Source organism: Sporosarcina sp. FSL W8-0480 (assembly GCF_037963765.1).
GTDB lineage: Bacteria > Bacillota > Bacilli > Bacillales_A > Planococcaceae > Sporosarcina.
In genome coordinates, this window is the sequence record NZ_CP150166.1 from 798894 (window position 1) to 814477 (window position 15584).

Here is a 15584-nt window from a genome sequence, read left to right on the forward strand (position 1 = left end):
TCATCCATTTGCTTGATTGTACTTCATATTATTTAGAATGGACAGAGTAAAATACAGACAATTTCGACGACCCTAATCAGATGTGGAAAGTGCACCTTTAATAGCCTATGCGCTTCACTCGGTAGTTAAACAAGGAGATGGTAGGTTACTAATCAATTAATTTAAGGTAAAATAAAGTATATTCAAAACACTCGGCAAGGATGTGTGGGAATGTTGAAATACACATTATCTCCAATGGGCGATCAAGCAGTGATGATTGAAGTCGATACTGTAATTAGTCGTTCGTCACAGCAAAAGGTAAAGTCAATTATTGCTCGATTGAATGAAGCTTCTCCTCCATGGATGATCGAAACAATTCCTGCTTTTACGACAGTAACGGTTATTTATGACCTTCGGGAATTCAATGGAAAAGGTTCGCCGTTTGAACAGGTTTGTCGGTGGATTCAAGAACTCCTCCAAGACGCACTAAAAACGGATGATCCTGAGCAACGGATTGTCAGGATTCCGGTCTTATATGGGGGAGCCCATGGCCCAGACTTGAATTTCGTAGCGGAGCATAATGGTTTGACGCCTGATGAAGTGATTGCAATACATACGTCAGGTGATTATACAGTACATATGATAGGATTTGCACCGGGATTTCCATTCATTGGCGGGATGTCGAAGAAAATCAGTGCACCAAGAAGGTCAACTCCGAGATTAAAGATTCCAGCAAGATCGGTTGGCATAGCAGGTTTGCAGACGGGGGTTTATCCAGTTGAAACGCCAGGGGGCTGGCAATTGATCGGCCGGACACCACTCGAGCTGTTTTTGCCGAATGAAGATCCGCCAAGTTTGCTTACATCTGGGGATAAAATTCAATTTTACGAGATTACGAACGAGGAGTACAAAGACTTGCGAGGTGATGCTGAATGATAACGGTCATCAAATCAGGTCTATTTGACACAGTTCAAGATTTGGGAAGGTACGGCTATCAACGATTCGGGGTTGTGGCAGGCGGTGTCATGGATCCGTTCTCCCACCGGGTAGCGAATTTGCTTGTTGGAAATGAAGAAGATGCTGCAACGATAGAAATGAGTCTTGTCGGTCCAGTTCTTTTATTTGAGGAAGATACTGTGATTGCTATTTGTGGTGGAGATTTAACGCCGATGATTGCTGGTATTTTAGTGCCGATGTGGAAACCGGTATTCATTCGAAAAGGTAGTGAACTTCGGTTTGGAGCGGCGAAAAGGGGATCCCGTGCGTATTTGGCTGTTGCAGGTGGATTGAATGTACCGGTTGTACTTGGTAGCCGGTCGACATATGTGAAGGCTAAATTTGGCGGGATGGATGGAAGGGTGTTGCGTGAAGACGATGTCCTAAGATTTAATTCCGCATCCGGGTTGGCGGAAGTGATGAAAGATAAGTTTGCATCCAACAGGCCGTTCAGTGCAGCGGATTGGCAAGTCACGCCGAAACTTCTCCCTGATCTATCGGGGAATTATGAGATTTGTGTAATGCCCTGCAGGCAATACGAATTATTTAATGAAGATTGTCAACACCAGTTCTGGAATGAAACATTCACTGTCAGTTCTCAATCAGATCGGATGGGCTATCGTATTAGTGGACCGTTATTACGATTAAAAGAACCAAAAGAGATGGTTTCAGAAGCGGTTACATATGGCTCCATCCAAGTTCCGCCTGATGGAAATCCAATCATTTTAGCAGCGGACCGGCAGACGACCGGTGGCTATCCGAAAATTGGGCAGCTATCATCAATTGATTTTCCGAAGCTTGCACAGGCGAAGGCGGGGGACCGGCTTTCATTCAAAGAAGTGAGTATTGAGGAATCACAGCAGTTTTTTGTGAAGCAGGAAATGGATTTGAGGATGCTACGTGCGGCGATACGGAATAGATTTAGATAGGAGCGGGTGGAATGGGATTTGTTGTCGATTTGAATAGTGATATGGGGGAAAGCTTCGGGGCGTACGTCATGGGCAATGATCAAGCGATATTGGAGACGATTACGTCGGCAAATATTGCATGCGGATTCCATGCGGGGGATCCAGCGACGATGCGGAAGACTGTACGGATGGCGTTAGAGAAAAACGTTGGGATCGGTGTCCATCCAGGATTTCAGGATTTGGTTGGTTTCGGACGGCGCGAAATTGCAATTTCAGCAGAAGAAGCATTCGATATAGTCGTTTATCAAATAGGGGCCCTGTCTGGATTCGTGAAGGCGGAAGGTGGGCGACTCCAGCATGTGAAACCACATGGAGCGCTCTATAATATGGCTGCCGTGAACCGTGGATTATCCGAAGCGATTGCGGAAGCAGTTTACAAAGTCGATCCGGAATTGATTCTTTTCGGACTATCGGGCAGCGAACTGGTCAAGGCGGGGGAGCGGATTGGATTGAAGGTGGCGAATGAAGTGTTTGCGGATCGGACTTATCAGTCGAATGGGACATTGACGTCTCGTCTGGAGCCGAATGCATTGATTACCGATCAAGATGTCGCCATCAGGCAAATTGTCCGGATGGTGAAGGAAGGGAAAGTGCGCGCGACAGATGGGACCGATGTTGCGATTAAGGCCGATACGATCTGTATACACGGGGATGGAAAAACAGCGGTCGAGTTTGCAAGAGTAATTCCTAATGCATTGCGTGCTGAAGGGATTGGGGTTAGGAAAATCGGCGACCTTAGGAGGGGGATTTAGTTGACTAATATAGTAATTCGCAACTATCAAGCAGTAGACGGTTCTGCGTTGAAAGAGTTGCATCAATCCGTGACATCTGAGAATGGTGCTAATTTCTGGTGGGTTGGTCCGGAAAGTAACTGGGCCAATGTGTTTTGTGCATTTGAAGGTCAACGGATGATAGCCAAGGGTCAAGTCGAATTGATATATGAAGTTCCTGCAGGAAGTCCATTGGAAATGGAGCATGCCATTTATTGTAATCTTAAAACGGTACCTGAAAGAGAAACAGATACGGTATTGTTAGATATGGTTTTTCAACGCTTAGTCGAAAGATCGGCTGAAATAAAGAGTTCTCTGTCTGATCTCTACAAGACAATGCTTTGTGTGGGTAATTTGCAGATAGAAAAACAGAACAATGTATTTTTTATGTCCAAAGGCTTTGAATATACGGAGACAGTGTTCACTATGTGCAGGGATTTGACCAAGTCAATTCCGATAATGGACCTGCCATTGTCCTATCAATTTACCCTTTGGAATATGGATGATGCCGATGAACAAAAGGAATATTTAGCATATGATCAAGAAATTTGGCCCGATGCTCCATTGAAGCGGGAACGGCTAGTCCAATACCGAAATAAACCCTCTTGGACAGCTCTTACGGTTAGGGAGGGGGCGAACTTAATTGCTAGCGCGATGGCATGGAAAGAGAATGACCAAGATACGGGAGGAATAATTGAAGATGTTTGGGTCAGAAAGCCATGGAGAAAAAAAGGCTTGGCCAAGCTCCTGTTATCAGAAGCTCTGGTGTACTTAAAAGATCAAGGCTGTGATACTGCCGAGTTAGAGGTAAGCGCTAAGAATGCATCTGCCTTGCAGTTGTATCAAGCTGTAGGATTTCAAGTCATCGATGAAGAAGTTCGATACAAGAAGGATATTACTTAATTAATTCATTGAAGAAACAAAACCACCTCGCTTGAATCAAACGAAGTGGTTTTGTTCATTTATTCACCTAAATCAACGTTATGATAAACTTGTTGAACATCTTCCAAGTCTTCCAAGGCATCAATCATTTTCTCGAATTGTGCTTGAGAGTCTGCATCCAATGTCACGTCATTATGCGCAAGCATTGTCAATTCAGCCACGGAGAATTCAGTGATACCGGCATTTTTCAATGCCTCTTGCACTGCGTGGAATTGATCGGGTTCTGCATAAACGATGACTGTGTCTTCTTCTTCAAGGATATCGCGGACTTCGACGTCTTCTTCCATAAGAAGTTCCAATACTTCATCCGCAGTTTTGCCTTCCAAACCGAATACGGCAGTCGCGTCGAACATGTACGCAACGGAACCGCTGACGCCCATGTTGCCGCCATTTTTTCCGAATGCTGCGCGCACTTCAGAAGCGGTACGGTTTACGTTGTTCGTCAGAGCATCGACGATGACCATCGAACCATTCGGGCCGAAGCCTTCGTAACGGAGTTCGTCATAGTTTTCCTCAGCGCCACCCTTTGCTTTTTCGATTGCGCGGTCGATAATAGCTTTTGGAACGTTGTATGTTTTCGCACGCTCTATTACCATTTTGAGGGTTTGATTCGTCTCGGGATCAGGGTCACCTTGTTTTGCTGCTACATATAATTCACGGCCGAATTTTGCGTAAATACGACTTGTATTCGCATCCTTCGAAGCCTTTTTTTCTTTAATGTTATTCCATTTACGGCCCATTCTCATTCACTCGCTTTCAGTCTGAGCATTGATTTCATCAAGCAATTATACACCCATTGTATGAATGCTGACAAGTAAAAATCCTTAAAATGGAATAGGCGAAGGAGTTCTCCTTTCTCCCTGAAGAGTTCTCGTTAATGCGCAAAGAGTTCTCCTTCCACCCTGTAAAAGCCCTCAATTCTCCATTATTAAACAAGCAACAAAGCATCCATATCCAAGATCTCAATCTCCCGCTGACTCACTTGGCGAATCCACCCGGCATCTTCAAATTCCGCCAACTTCCGGCTGATTGTTTCAGGTGCTGTGCCGATATGAGACGCTAAGTCTTTCCTTGTCATCGGCAGCTTGATAAGGCTTGAATTCCGTTCCTCAGATAAGTCGGCGAGATACATGGCAATCCGTGTGTCGGTAGTTTCCATGGCAATCCGAGCAGCTTGCTTTTCCGATTTAGCTAAGCGGCTCGAGAATTCGCCTAATACTTTAAGTGAGATAGCAGGGTATTTCATTAAAAACGTCTGGAAACTATCCCGGCCCATAACACAAAGTTCAACATTTTCCATCGCTTCGGCGTATGCATCATGTACCGTTTCATTGAATAAAGAAAGTTCTCCCGTGAAATCCCCTGGTCCAAGAATCCTTACCAACTGCTCCTTTCCATTTTCCGAAAGGCGATAGATTTTAACATGACCCTTATGAACAATGTACAAGCCGTCCGATGTATCTCCCTCGTGATAGATTGTGTGTCCGCGGGGATGGATCACTGAATTTGTATGCTTGACGATTTCATTCATTTCAGAAGGGTCGAGATGGTTGAAAATCGGAACAATGGAGATGCACATTTTCTGCATCTCCACGGTACCTTCGCCGTGACTGCAATGTTTATTTTCCGACATCATCCTTCACTCCTATTCCACTGCAAGTTCCCGTTCCAAGTTCTGCCGTTTTGCGGGCTTTCCCTTAGTATATCGGATTAACCGGATGGCGTTCAATATTACTATAAGGACGCTTGCTTCGTGGATCAACATTCCAGACGCGAGGAACACTTTGCCAAGAAGCACGCCTGCAAGTAGCAATGCCACTGTTCCGACCGCAAAGAATGTGTTCTGTTTCATGTTGCGGACGGTCGCTTTCGCGAGTGAGTAGGCATGTGAGAATTGGTCGAGTCGGTCCGCCATGAGTACGACATCTGCAGTCTCCATCGAAATGTCGGTTCCACCTTCACCCATTGCGAGCCCGATCTCCGCTGTCGCAATTGCTGGTGCGTCGTTGATGCCGTCACCTGCCATCGCAACTTTGTGACCCGCTTCTTTCAGTTTCTGAACCATGGCCACTTTGTCTTCAGGCAATAGCTCTGCATGGACTTGATCCAACCCTAATTGTGCACCAACAAGTTCCGCGGTATGACGGTTGTCGCCTGTCAGCATAATGATCTGTTTAACGCCGCTTGCCCGCAGTTCGCGAAGTGCATCTTCGGCTTCGGGGCGAATCCGGTCCGCAATTGATAGAATTCCGGAAATCTTTCCGTCAATGCTTGCGAATATTGCAGTGTTACCGGCTTTTTCGCTAATAATTGCGTAGTCTTCTATTTCATTATCAATCTGTACTCCTTCGGCAATCATCAATTTGCGGTTCCCGATAGCGAGCACTTTTCCTTGAATTGTCGCACGGATGCCGTTTCCTTTGATCACTTCAGCATTTTCGGGAACATTTCGCAGGTCAAGGCCTTGGCGTTTCGCTTCTTTGACGATTGTTTGACCAAGGTGATGTTCGGAAATCATTTCAGCTTCCGCAACAAGGCGGAGGAGATCTGTTCTGTCGATGTCGATTGCATGAATGTCAGTTACTTCGGGTTTCCCACGAGTCAATGTACCCGTCTTATCGAAGACAACCGTATCGATTTTAGCGAGTTTTTCCATAATGTCTCCACCCTTGATAAGGACGCCGTGACGAGCTCCATTACCGATGCCTGCTACGATTGAGACTGGAGCAGAAATGACGAGGGCTCCTGGACAAGCGATGACAAGGAAGGTGAGAGTCATTTCAATATTTCTTGTGAATAAATAAACAAGGACAGATAGCACGACGATTGCAGGTGTGTAAATATTGGCGAACCGGTCGAGGAATTTCTCTGTTTTCGACTGGGATTCCTGTGCCTCTTCAACAAGTTCAATGATGCGTGCAAATGTCGTATCATCCCCAACACGCTCAGCAATCACTTCGATAAAGCCATTATCGACGATTGTTCCGCTAAAGACCTTTTCATCAATCGTTTTTGATGCTGGTACGGATTCTCCAGTGATTGCAGCCTCATTCAATGTTGCATTACCTGTGATGATGCGACCGTCAATGGCAACTTTTTCACCGGACCGAATGATGACCCGATCACCTTCTTCCACGTCATCGACAGAAATCTTCATTGTTTCGCCGTTACGGACAACTGTTGCTTCAAACGGCGCCATGTCAATAAGTGCTTTCAGTGAAGAACGTGTCTTTTCAAGTGTACGGGCTTCAAGATATGCGCCGAATAAAAATAGGAAAGTCACTGCAGCAGACTCGACGTATTCTCCGATGAACAGTGCACCTACGACAGCGATTGTCACTAACAATTCAATACTGAATGCCTTCATTTTCAACGCTTTAAATGCTTTGAGGGCAATGGGGATACCAGCAAGAACGGTTGCCGCTATAAGCAGTATTTGCCGCCATTCGTGGAAGCCCGCAAGATGAAGCCCGATTGCCGCCGTGAGCAATAGGCCTGTCGCGGCGGTGATTCGGGAAGTTCGTTTCGCATTCATTTTCTTTCACTCCTTTCATGAGACTTTTTGAGATTGTACGGGATAACCAAGTCCGGAAACTGTTTTCGCGATTATGTCAGCATCGATTTTGCTTTCATCGAATTGAGCCCGTACTTTTCCGGAATTGAACAGTACTTTCGCTTCTACCACACCGTCCAATTTCTTCAAAGCTCCTTCAATCTTTTTAATACAAGATGGGCAAGTCAACGGCTCCAAATTCAATACGATTTTTTTCATTTTCCTCTACCTCCATGTAGTTGTATTGTTCTTCTTGATTACATCATAAGGTGTTTTTACAAATGAAACCTTGACCTCCATCAAGTTTTCGCTTTTTATAAGCGGGAAAGTGCCTTATACTGATAGTAAATCGAACTCTGCGTAGTTCGATTCACTACATTTTCGAACAGAGAGGAAACGTGGGCATGGAGCTTGTTTATAAAGGAAAGACGAAAGACGTTTATAAATTGGAAGATGGCAATGTTTTATTGGCATTCAAAGATGATGTGACCGGGGAAGACGGCGTGTTTGATCCGGGTGCAAATACAGTTGGTTTAACGATCGAAGGTGCAGGAAAATCAGGCTTGCGCATGACGAAATTCTTTTTCGAAAAGTTAGCAGACAAAAAAATTCCCACACATTATATCGATGCGGATATTGAGAATGCAACGATGACTGTAAAGCCGGCGACAGTATTTGGGAAAGGGCTTGAAGTCATTTGTCGTTTCCGCGCTGTTGGAAGTTTCTTACGGCGTTACGGGGCATATTGCGAAGAGGGACAACCTTTGGATGCGTTTGTTGAAGTGACGATTAAAGATGACGACCGAAATGACCCTCCGATTACAAGAGATGCACTATCGCAGCTTGGTATATTGACGGAAGATGAGTATGAGGTTTTAGAGAAGTTGACGAAGGAAATTTCAATTGTTGTGAAAGAGGAGCTTGCAGAGAAGGGGCTTGAGCTATACGATATCAAGCTTGAATTCGGTCGTGATCCTGAAGGGAATATCATGCTGATTGACGAAATTTCTGGGGGCAATATGCGTGTGTACAAAGATGGAGTATACATTGCACCACTCGATCTTGAGAAGTTAATGTTGGCTTAATTAAAAGGAACCGCCGTTCATTCCAATGTTTGGAGTGAACGGCGGTTTTATTACTTTAAGACATGATTATAAATGAAACTTAAAGCGTAACGGGAAAAGTTTCCATACATATTATCTCTTCAGTTGGGCATGCTTGGCAGGAGTATATGCGAAGGAGAGATTTATATGAAGAGAAAAGCGGTAATCTTATTACTTATGAGCGCCATCCTTGTAGTAGGGGGATGTGCGAAGACGAAGAAAGCACTGCCTGTGAGCGGGGATAAGATGGAGGCCATCGTAGCTCCTCTGTTGAATACAGCAGGAAATAAAATCGGTGAAGTGACATTAGTACAGGAAACGGCAGGGGTAATGATCAAGGTGGAAGCGGAAGGCTTGAAACCAGGGTTGCATGGTATTCATATCCATGAAACTGGGGTATGCACGGCTCCTGATTTCAAATCTGCAGGTGCTCATTTCAATCCAACAGGAAAAGAGCATGGCTTTGATAATCCGAAAGGGTTCCATTTAGGTGACTTGCCGAATATCGAAGTTCCGGAGGACGGAAAAGTGTCAAGGGAACTGACGACTGGAGACCTTACTTTGAAACCGGGAATGGAAAATTCCATCTTAGATGGGGATGGAAGTGCTCTCGTCATTCATGCGGATCCGGATGATTATAAGACGGACCCATCTGGAAACTCCGGAGATCGAGTCGCGTGCGCGGCAATTACATCGAAGAAATAATGGAAACCGGCCCGAGATAGGGCCGGTTTATTCACGGTTTTAAGATCACTTTTATGCATTCATCTTCATGCTCGTAAAAATGATGATAAGCGGCTGCTGCTTCCTCAATCGGGACAACATGCGAAATGATTTCCGTAGGGTTGAACTCGCCTCTCACAATCTTGTCAAACAGTGTCGGCATATAATGGATAACTGGAGCTTGCCCCATCTTAAGCGTAATGTTTCGCTCAAACAGATTCCCAAGCGGAAACATGTTATATAGGGATCCATAGACACCCGTTAGTTGGATCGTTCCAAACTTGCGAACAGCTTGGTAACCGATTTCAAATGCACTTAACGTTCCACCTTGCACCTTCATCATCTGCCCGATTTTCTCAGCAATATTTTTCTTTCCGTCCATCCCGACACAGTCAATGACAATGTCAACACCGCCGCTCGTCAACTCTTTAATATGTGCACCCATATTGTCATAGTCGTTGAAATTAAAGGCTTCGACTTTATTCATCCTTACGGCATGCCTCAAACGATAAGGCACATGGTCAATCGCCATCACTCGTTTCGCGCCTTTCATCCAAGCAAATTTCTGCGCCATCAGTCCCACGGGTCCACAACCAAGAACCATAACCGTATCACCTTTTTTTACACCTGCGTTTTCTACACTCCAGTAGGCGGTTGGCAGGACGTCTGATAGAAACAACAATGCTTCATCTGGAAGTTCACAAGATTCGGGGACGACAAACGGTGTGAAATTGCCATAAGGGACACGTAGATACTCCGCTTGCCCACCAGGATAGTCCCCGTAGCGTTCGGTGAAACCGAAATAACCGCCGGTATCCATATGCGGGGTTCGGTTGGAATTATCGCATTGGCTCTCCATCTCGTGCTCACAGTAAAAACATTGCCCACAGGATATATTGAATGGAATGATGACTCGATCGCCTTTCTTCACCTTCGTCACATTCGGACCAACTTCTTCGACGATTCCCATCGGCTCATGGCCAATCACATAATCCTTATACGTGGGCAAAGTACCCAAATAGATATGCAAATCGGAACCGCAAATGGCTGTGGATGTAATCTTAACAATAATATCATCAGGTTTTTCGATTTTAGGTGCCTGAACCTTCTTCACCTGTATATCTTTTACACCTTGAAATGTTACAGCTTTCATACAAACTCCTCCTTATCTGTCCATCATATATTTCCCTGAATGGACAGAAATAGTCGTAGAGGAATTATTTCAAAAAGAAATTCTCCGTATAATACGGCTGTGATTGTTCATTAAATGCAACACCGATGCCAAGGTGACTGTAATCATCTATTAAAATATTCTCTCTGTGACCCTTTGAATTCATCAATCCCTCATGTGCGAAGATGCTGCTCGATTGGCCGTACGCTAAATTTTCACCGGCTCTGCGGAATTTAATTTGATCCTCTTTCATCCGGTCAAAAGGAGACTGTCCTTTTAAATTTTCATGGCTGAAATAATCATTGATCGCCATATCGAGGCTGTGCTTACGGGCTGTATCCGAAATAGCATCATCCCATCGCAAAATCGAACGGCCGTGGCGTACACGCGCAGCATTCGTCAAATCGAAAAGTTGCTGTTCAAACCCATTACGCAAGGACACGTCTCCACCTGCATACATGCCGGTCTTACGATGTTCAAGTGATGTTGTAATAAGTTGAACTGCAGTCACCGTCGTATTCTTATGAAGATCGTAAAATACATACATATATACATCTCCGATTTTAAATAAATCCATGCCTTCATTATCCTGGAGGACGTAAATATTCAAGCCTTTACGAATCTCCTTCAATGGTTCACCATACGCCTGGCGGACCTTTGCCTTCTCAGTACCGTACTGGATACCGGCTTTCGAAGAGATAAGGTCATCATTTGTATAGATTGCATTCACTTTCCATTTTTCATCAAAAGAAATCATGACGAAGTTTTGGTAATCCTCATGATAGGTGAACCATTCAGTGCCGTATTCATTCAGCGAATGGTTTTTCGGTTCACCAAGTTCAGCCTTCACCTGTTCTTCTGTAAAACCAATTTCTATATTGTGTATGGACATTGCTGAATGGTCAGGTGTTGCGAGGGTCGGCTTCGCAATCTTATCTGGGATCAAACGTTCCATTTCGGATGATTTTGACGAGATGAAAATGAAGAATTTATCGGCAGTGTTGAGGATGGAGTTCATGGCTGATGTGACAGATTCGCTTTCCATAACCGTTTCAATCTTTTCATCTACAGGGTTGAGAAAGGAAAGGTCGATATAGTTGGAAACAGGCGCTTCCCATAAAGGTTTTGTTAGGTAGAGCGCAACTATGAATATAATGAATAAAAAAATCTTCCTCACGGAAATCGCCTCCTTTCTACTATTGTACCCGCAGAAGGGGAGATAGATACAGTGTGAGCTATTCATAGTTTGAGTACTCTTGGAAAGACGGTATACTGATAGAACAAACAATGGAACGGAGCAAAGGAAATGACAGTATCGAAGAAAATGCAAAGTGCGCAGCTGATTGGGATGAATGAAGGACTTTTTAATTGCCCGATATGTTCTGTTAGGATGGGAATGGTAGAGTACTCACGGCTTGTCTGTGAGAATATGCACTCTTTCGACTTGGCTAAAACAGGCTATGTCAATTTAGCTCCACAATCGCATACGACAAAATATGATAAGTCGCTTTTTGAAGCACGAGCGAAAGTGATGAGCAGCGGGTTTTTCGAACCTGTGCTGGACAAGCTAATTTCCATTGTGAAGGAACATGTCGAAGGAATAGATCGCCCGGTGCTGTTGGATGCGGGATGTGGGGAAGGAACTCATCTATCCTCCATTCATTCACAGTTGCAAATTGAGAGTGTGGGTATTGGCATTGATCTCGCGAAAGAAGGAATCGTTGCTGCGTCAAAGTCCTATCCGGGAATCATTTGGAGTGTAGCAGATTTGGCCGCGATGCCATTTCAAGATGAGCAGATTGATGTGATTTTGAATGTTTTATCCCCCGCAAACTATGCGGAATTCAACCGGTTATTGGAGCGGGGTGGTATTGTTGTGAAAGTGGTGCCGGAAAGTGGATACCTGCAGGAATTACGAAAGGCTTTCTACGGTGGTAAGCCGCACAAAGAGGAAACCGACCCAGTGGAGCGTTTCAGTGAACATTTTGATGATGTTGTGACGGATCGGATAACCTATGCATTCACGTTGCTGGAAGGGTTGCTTGCATCATTGATCCAAATGACGCCATTGACCTGGAATGCAGGGGATGAGCGGATCGGTCAAGTGCTTGCAGAGGGAATGAAAGAGATCACGATTGATTTGCGTGTGATTGTCGGTAAGCGTAGGTGAAAATAGTAAGACAAACCTAAATGGGGCTTGTTGATAACTTAAATGGAAGTTTATATAGAACAGAGATAATGTGGATAAGTTCCTAACACATGTTGATAACATTGTTATTAATGTTGATAATTATTTAAATATTGTTGGTAGATTAGAGAGTGATGTTGATAACTTTTAGTTTAATGGGAGGAGGAGATGGTGAATGTTTGGTGGAATCAGTGCAATTCCAAGTTGGTTCTACATTTTAGCGATAGTGGTTGTTGTCTTTCTCGTCATTGTCATTGAGTGGAAGACTCGTTAGACAGTCGGTTATAAACGTGTACTTGGCTTAACGGTGAATGAAGAATAATGTTATACTGAAAAGACATTTGAAACAGAAAGAGTGGCAAAATCATGCTTACATTCGAAGAAAAACAACACATTATTGAGACGAATTTCCCTGAATTAACGCGTAAAGAAGTGTCGATGAAGCGGCTTAATTATCATTATGAGGACAGTTTGTATGAAAAGACGGTTGTTGTGCAGCATCTTCACCCGAACGGCAATGGATTCGTATACGTTGAGTGGCTTTCTAAGTATGAAACTGATGACCGAGGACTTGTCAACATTCGTGAAGCGGCAGAAGATGAGTTAATCACAACAGTTCGCGATGCAATCCGCATGTTATCAACAGAAGAGAAGGTAGAGGAAGAAGAGCCGATTGAAGAAGTGTGGGTGAATGGTGAGGGACAGAAGTTGACGTTGCTTGAAGAGGACGGATTCTTCAATGTTTACCACGGCCCTAACTTGGAGGATGGTTTCGGAGATTACAAGGAAGCGGTTGACTATCTGAAAGAGGAGAGTTTCAGGCGTAGCAGTGGAGGTGACGCAAAGTGAAGGGGAGGACGCTCGTCATCGGGCTCGTTGCATTCGTTTTAATTATAGTTGCTGTGATCTACTTTGCCATGACAGCACAGTTTGAAAAGGATCGACAGGAAGGACCGCAAGTGGAGATGACTGAAAAAAATTAAAAGCCGCCTGGAAAATGAGAATTCATTGTCCAGGCAGCTTTTTTTATTCATTCAATGCCAATTTCCAGCTTTATATTCACCTTTTCTAAAAGGCATCCACCAGTTCCACTTACCAAACAGCTTCATCAAACTTGGAACAAGTAGCAGGCGAATGATTGTCGCGTCAATTGCGACCGCGATTGCGATGCCGACTCCTATCTGCTTCACGGGCATGACGTCCGTAAATGCAAAAGCACCAGTTAAAACAATCATGATCAAAGCGGCAGACGTGATGATTTTGCTTGTCGTCGCAAGTCCCTCAACCGTCGAATGATCATTATCGAATGTCTTCGCATACTCCTCCTGCATACGCGAAATGAGAAACACTTCATAGTCCATGCTTAAACCAAAAACAAGACTGAATACAATAACTGGAATGATAAGAGCAATCGTACCCGGATGCAATCCGAAATGACCGTATTGGAAAATGTAAACGAGAATACCGAATGTAGCGGAAAGCCCGACAATATTCATCAAAATTGCTTTCAACGGAATCAGGATTGAGCGAAACGCAATCATGAGGATGATAAACGTCGATCCAAGGATGATTAATAATGCAAGGCCGATATTGTCGAAAATCTCATCGAAGATTTCCTGATTGAACTTCGGTTGACCGCCGACAAGTAGATTCCAATCGGTTTGATCTGACCAATCCCTTGCCCATTGCTGTGCTTCATCGGATGTTCCTCTTGCTTGAAGTGTCACGGGAATCAATAGTTGGTCGTCTTTAATGAATGAAGCTAAAAGTGGTTCAAGCTGCGCCTTCATTTCAGGAATTTGCATTGCCTGCTCCCACTCTTTTGGTGATCCTACTCCACTTGCGGTGAAAATAGTTGTCAATCCATCCACTAATGGGTCGCTGGATAAGTCCTCTTCCAATTCCTTCATCGCTTTCAAACCGTCTGTATCAGACCAACCTCCCGAACGTTCCGCAATGATATACACATTCGACTGGTCACCAAGTCCAAAAGTGTCGTCCATTAACTCGTAAGATGCCCGTGTATCATACGAAGCGGGCAATGAATCAATTTGAGGAATTGCCAAATCCATATTTTTCACGGGAACAACAGCGATGCCCAACAAAATGAGAGCACCTATTGTAATAAGAATTGGACGTTTAATAACCCCATTAGCGAACTGCCGCCAACGGTCTGAACCGTTCTCTTTTACTTTCAGCACACGCCCTTTGTTCAAACGATCGCCAAGGACAATTAAAATCGATGGCAATAATGTAACCGAGCTAAGTACAGCCATGCCAACGACAATCATGCCGCCAAGTGCGATGTTCTGAAAAATTTCCACTCTTATGACGAACATCGCACCAAGGCCGATAAATACACAAAATGCTGAAAAAATGACAGATCGGCCAGCTGTACGGATTGTCGTCTCGCAAGCTTCAAGTACACTGCTCTTCAACCGTTCTTCACGGTAACGGCTGATGAAAAGTAATGAAAAATCGATACTTAAAGCAAGTCCCAACATGGGCACGATATTCAGTACAAAAATCGACAAATCTGTTTGACCGCCAACCAATGCCATAACGCCAAAAGCGGAAATGACTGTGGCGACACCTACGAGTAATGGCACCACAGAAGCTACTATTGACCCGAAGGCGAGTAAGAGAATAATGATGGCGATAGGTAATCCAATCGCCTCAGCTTTCATCAAATCCCGTTGGCTTGCGCTATTGATATCCTTAGTGATAGCGGATTGACCTGTTAACACTATCCCTTTTTCATCCCCGATAGCATCTCGAATTTCGGTTACGACACCGGACATATCTTTTCCATTCTTTTCGAAATGAAGCATTGCGTACGACACATCATTCGTATATTGCTTTTCATGATCAAGCGGAGAAACAATTTCCGAAACTATTCCAAGATCCTCAATCTTTGCTAATGTTGACGAAATCGTTGCATCATTCACCTTATCGAATACGACAAACATCGTTTCAGCGGGTAAATCAAATTTCTCGGATGCGATTTTCATAACTTGTTCATGTTCAGCATCCATTCTGAAGCCGTCTCCTGCTAGTAAACTCGGCAAGCGAACGGCGAAAATAGCCATGGTAATAAATAGTGCAATCCACCCTATAATAATCGCTTTATAACTTGTTGTAACAAAGCGTGCTAGTGTGCGCATAACATCGTCCTCCCAATAAATTATCTC

16 protein-coding genes are annotated in these 15584 nt (G+C 44.3%); 9 read left to right on the plus strand and 7 right to left on the minus strand.

Going from position 1 to position 15584, the window contains the following annotated elements; translation table 11 throughout:
- Positions 1-213: 213 nt before the first annotated feature.
- The 4 genes from pxpB to NSQ43_RS04235 are packed head-to-tail and all read left to right on the plus strand — an operon-like array spanning position 214 to position 3616.
- Positions 214-915 (plus strand): 5-oxoprolinase subunit PxpB, encoded by a 702-nt coding sequence (pxpB, locus tag NSQ43_RS04220; protein ID WP_339254794.1) that lies wholly within the window; start codon positions 214-216, stop codon positions 913-915.
- Entirely contained in the window at positions 912-1904 is a 993-nt protein-coding gene (locus NSQ43_RS04225; RefSeq protein ID WP_339253285.1) for a biotin-dependent carboxyltransferase family protein, read from the plus strand. Before pxpB ends, NSQ43_RS04225 begins: the two co-directional genes overlap by 4 nt.
- Before the next feature lie 11 nt (positions 1905-1915).
- Positions 1916-2695 (plus strand): 5-oxoprolinase subunit PxpA, encoded by a 780-nt coding sequence (locus NSQ43_RS04230; protein ID WP_339253286.1) that lies wholly within the window; start codon positions 1916-1918, stop codon positions 2693-2695.
- Positions 2696-3616, plus strand: a complete 921-nt coding sequence (locus tag NSQ43_RS04235; protein ID WP_339253288.1) for a GNAT family N-acetyltransferase — start codon at positions 2696-2698, stop codon at positions 3614-3616.
- A 59-nt stretch (positions 3617-3675) separates the two neighbouring features.
- On the opposite strand, the gene NSQ43_RS04240 is transcribed toward NSQ43_RS04235, so the two are convergent.
- The 4 genes from NSQ43_RS04240 to NSQ43_RS04255 all read right to left on the minus strand — a co-directional run bounded on the left by NSQ43_RS04240 (position 3676) and on the right by NSQ43_RS04255 (position 7427).
- Entirely contained in the window at positions 3676-4395 is a 720-nt protein-coding gene (locus tag NSQ43_RS04240; protein WP_339253290.1) for a YebC/PmpR family DNA-binding transcriptional regulator, read from the minus strand.
- A gap of 188 nt (positions 4396-4583) precedes the next feature.
- Entirely contained in the window at positions 4584-5288 is a 705-nt protein-coding gene (locus NSQ43_RS04245) for a Crp/Fnr family transcriptional regulator (RefSeq protein ID WP_339253292.1), read from the minus strand.
- 12 nt (positions 5289-5300) lie between these two features.
- Positions 5301-7190: a cation-translocating P-type ATPase gene (locus NSQ43_RS04250; RefSeq protein WP_339253294.1), complete on the minus strand. Its 1890-nt coding sequence runs from the start codon at positions 7188-7190 to the stop codon at positions 5301-5303.
- A gap of 15 nt (positions 7191-7205) precedes the next feature.
- Positions 7206-7427 carry a heavy-metal-associated domain-containing protein gene (locus tag NSQ43_RS04255; protein WP_339253296.1) on the minus strand — a complete coding sequence of 74 codons (222 nt, stop codon included), beginning with the start codon at positions 7425-7427 and terminating at the stop codon, positions 7206-7208.
- A gap of 185 nt (positions 7428-7612) precedes the next feature.
- Here NSQ43_RS04255 and NSQ43_RS04260 point away from each other — a divergent pair, with 185 nt between their 5' ends.
- A complete protein-coding gene (locus NSQ43_RS04260) occupies positions 7613-8293 on the plus strand; it encodes a phosphoribosylaminoimidazolesuccinocarboxamide synthase (protein ID WP_339253297.1) in 681 nt (226 codons plus the stop codon).
- 165 nt (positions 8294-8458) lie between these two features.
- Complete coding sequence (locus tag NSQ43_RS04265) at positions 8459-9016, plus strand: superoxide dismutase family protein (RefSeq protein WP_339253298.1); 558 nt, start codon at positions 8459-8461, stop codon at positions 9014-9016.
- Between the two features lie 31 nt (positions 9017-9047).
- On the opposite strand, the gene NSQ43_RS04270 is transcribed toward NSQ43_RS04265, so the two are convergent.
- Both NSQ43_RS04270 and NSQ43_RS04275 read right to left on the minus strand, forming a co-directional pair.
- Entirely contained in the window at positions 9048-10187 is a 1140-nt protein-coding gene (locus tag NSQ43_RS04270) for a zinc-dependent alcohol dehydrogenase (RefSeq protein ID WP_339253300.1), read from the minus strand.
- A gap of 64 nt (positions 10188-10251) precedes the next feature.
- A complete protein-coding gene (locus NSQ43_RS04275) occupies positions 10252-11382 on the minus strand; it encodes a CAP-associated domain-containing protein (RefSeq protein ID WP_339253302.1) in 1131 nt (376 codons plus the stop codon).
- A gap of 129 nt (positions 11383-11511) precedes the next feature.
- Between NSQ43_RS04275 and NSQ43_RS04280 the strand changes: the two genes are divergently transcribed.
- The 3 genes from NSQ43_RS04280 (at position 11512) to NSQ43_RS04290 (ending at position 13376) form a co-directional block, all read left to right on the plus strand.
- A complete protein-coding gene (locus NSQ43_RS04280) occupies positions 11512-12375 on the plus strand; it encodes a putative RNA methyltransferase (RefSeq protein ID WP_339253304.1) in 864 nt (287 codons plus the stop codon).
- Positions 12376-12759: 384 nt separating this feature from the next.
- A complete protein-coding gene (locus NSQ43_RS04285; RefSeq protein ID WP_339253306.1) occupies positions 12760-13242 on the plus strand; it encodes a hypothetical protein in 483 nt (160 codons plus the stop codon).
- Positions 13239-13376, plus strand: coding sequence for a hypothetical protein (locus tag NSQ43_RS04290; RefSeq protein ID WP_339253308.1), 138 nt, complete (start codon positions 13239-13241; stop codon positions 13374-13376). The genes NSQ43_RS04285 and NSQ43_RS04290 overlap by 4 nt, the downstream gene beginning before the upstream one ends.
- 51 nt (positions 13377-13427) lie before the next feature.
- On the opposite strand, the gene NSQ43_RS04295 is transcribed toward NSQ43_RS04290, so the two are convergent.
- Positions 13428-15557: an MMPL family transporter gene (locus NSQ43_RS04295; protein ID WP_339253310.1), complete on the minus strand. Its 2130-nt coding sequence runs from the start codon at positions 15555-15557 to the stop codon at positions 13428-13430.
- Positions 15558-15584 lie beyond the last annotated feature (27 nt).

Coding starts and splice junctions, on each gene's coding strand:
- NSQ43_RS04265 (WP_339253298.1), top strand. CDS start 8,459: ATGAAGAGAAAAGCGGTAATCTTATTACTTATGAGCGCCATCCTTGTA.
- NSQ43_RS04285 (WP_339253306.1), top strand. CDS start 12,760: ATGCTTACATTCGAAGAAAAACAACACATTATTGAGACGAATTTCCCT.
- NSQ43_RS04245 (WP_339253292.1), bottom strand. CDS start 5,288: ATGTCGGAAAATAAACATTGCAGTCACGGCGAAGGTACCGTGGAGATG.
- NSQ43_RS04240 (WP_339253290.1), bottom strand. CDS start 4,395: ATGGGCCGTAAATGGAATAACATTAAAGAAAAAAAGGCTTCGAAGGAT.
- NSQ43_RS04260 (WP_339253297.1), top strand. CDS start 7,613: ATGGAGCTTGTTTATAAAGGAAAGACGAAAGACGTTTATAAATTGGAA.
- NSQ43_RS04255 (WP_339253296.1), bottom strand. CDS start 7,427: ATGAAAAAAATCGTATTGAATTTGGAGCCGTTGACTTGCCCATCTTGT.
- NSQ43_RS04230 (WP_339253286.1), top strand. CDS start 1,916: ATGGGATTTGTTGTCGATTTGAATAGTGATATGGGGGAAAGCTTCGGG.
- NSQ43_RS04225 (WP_339253285.1), top strand. CDS start 912: ATGATAACGGTCATCAAATCAGGTCTATTTGACACAGTTCAAGATTTG.
- NSQ43_RS04280 (WP_339253304.1), top strand. CDS start 11,512: ATGACAGTATCGAAGAAAATGCAAAGTGCGCAGCTGATTGGGATGAAT.
- NSQ43_RS04270 (WP_339253300.1), bottom strand. CDS start 10,187: ATGAAAGCTGTAACATTTCAAGGTGTAAAAGATATACAGGTGAAGAAG.
- NSQ43_RS04250 (WP_339253294.1), bottom strand. CDS start 7,190: ATGAATGCGAAACGAACTTCCCGAATCACCGCCGCGACAGGCCTATTG.
- NSQ43_RS04295 (WP_339253310.1), bottom strand. CDS start 15,557: ATGCGCACACTAGCACGCTTTGTTACAACAAGTTATAAAGCGATTATT.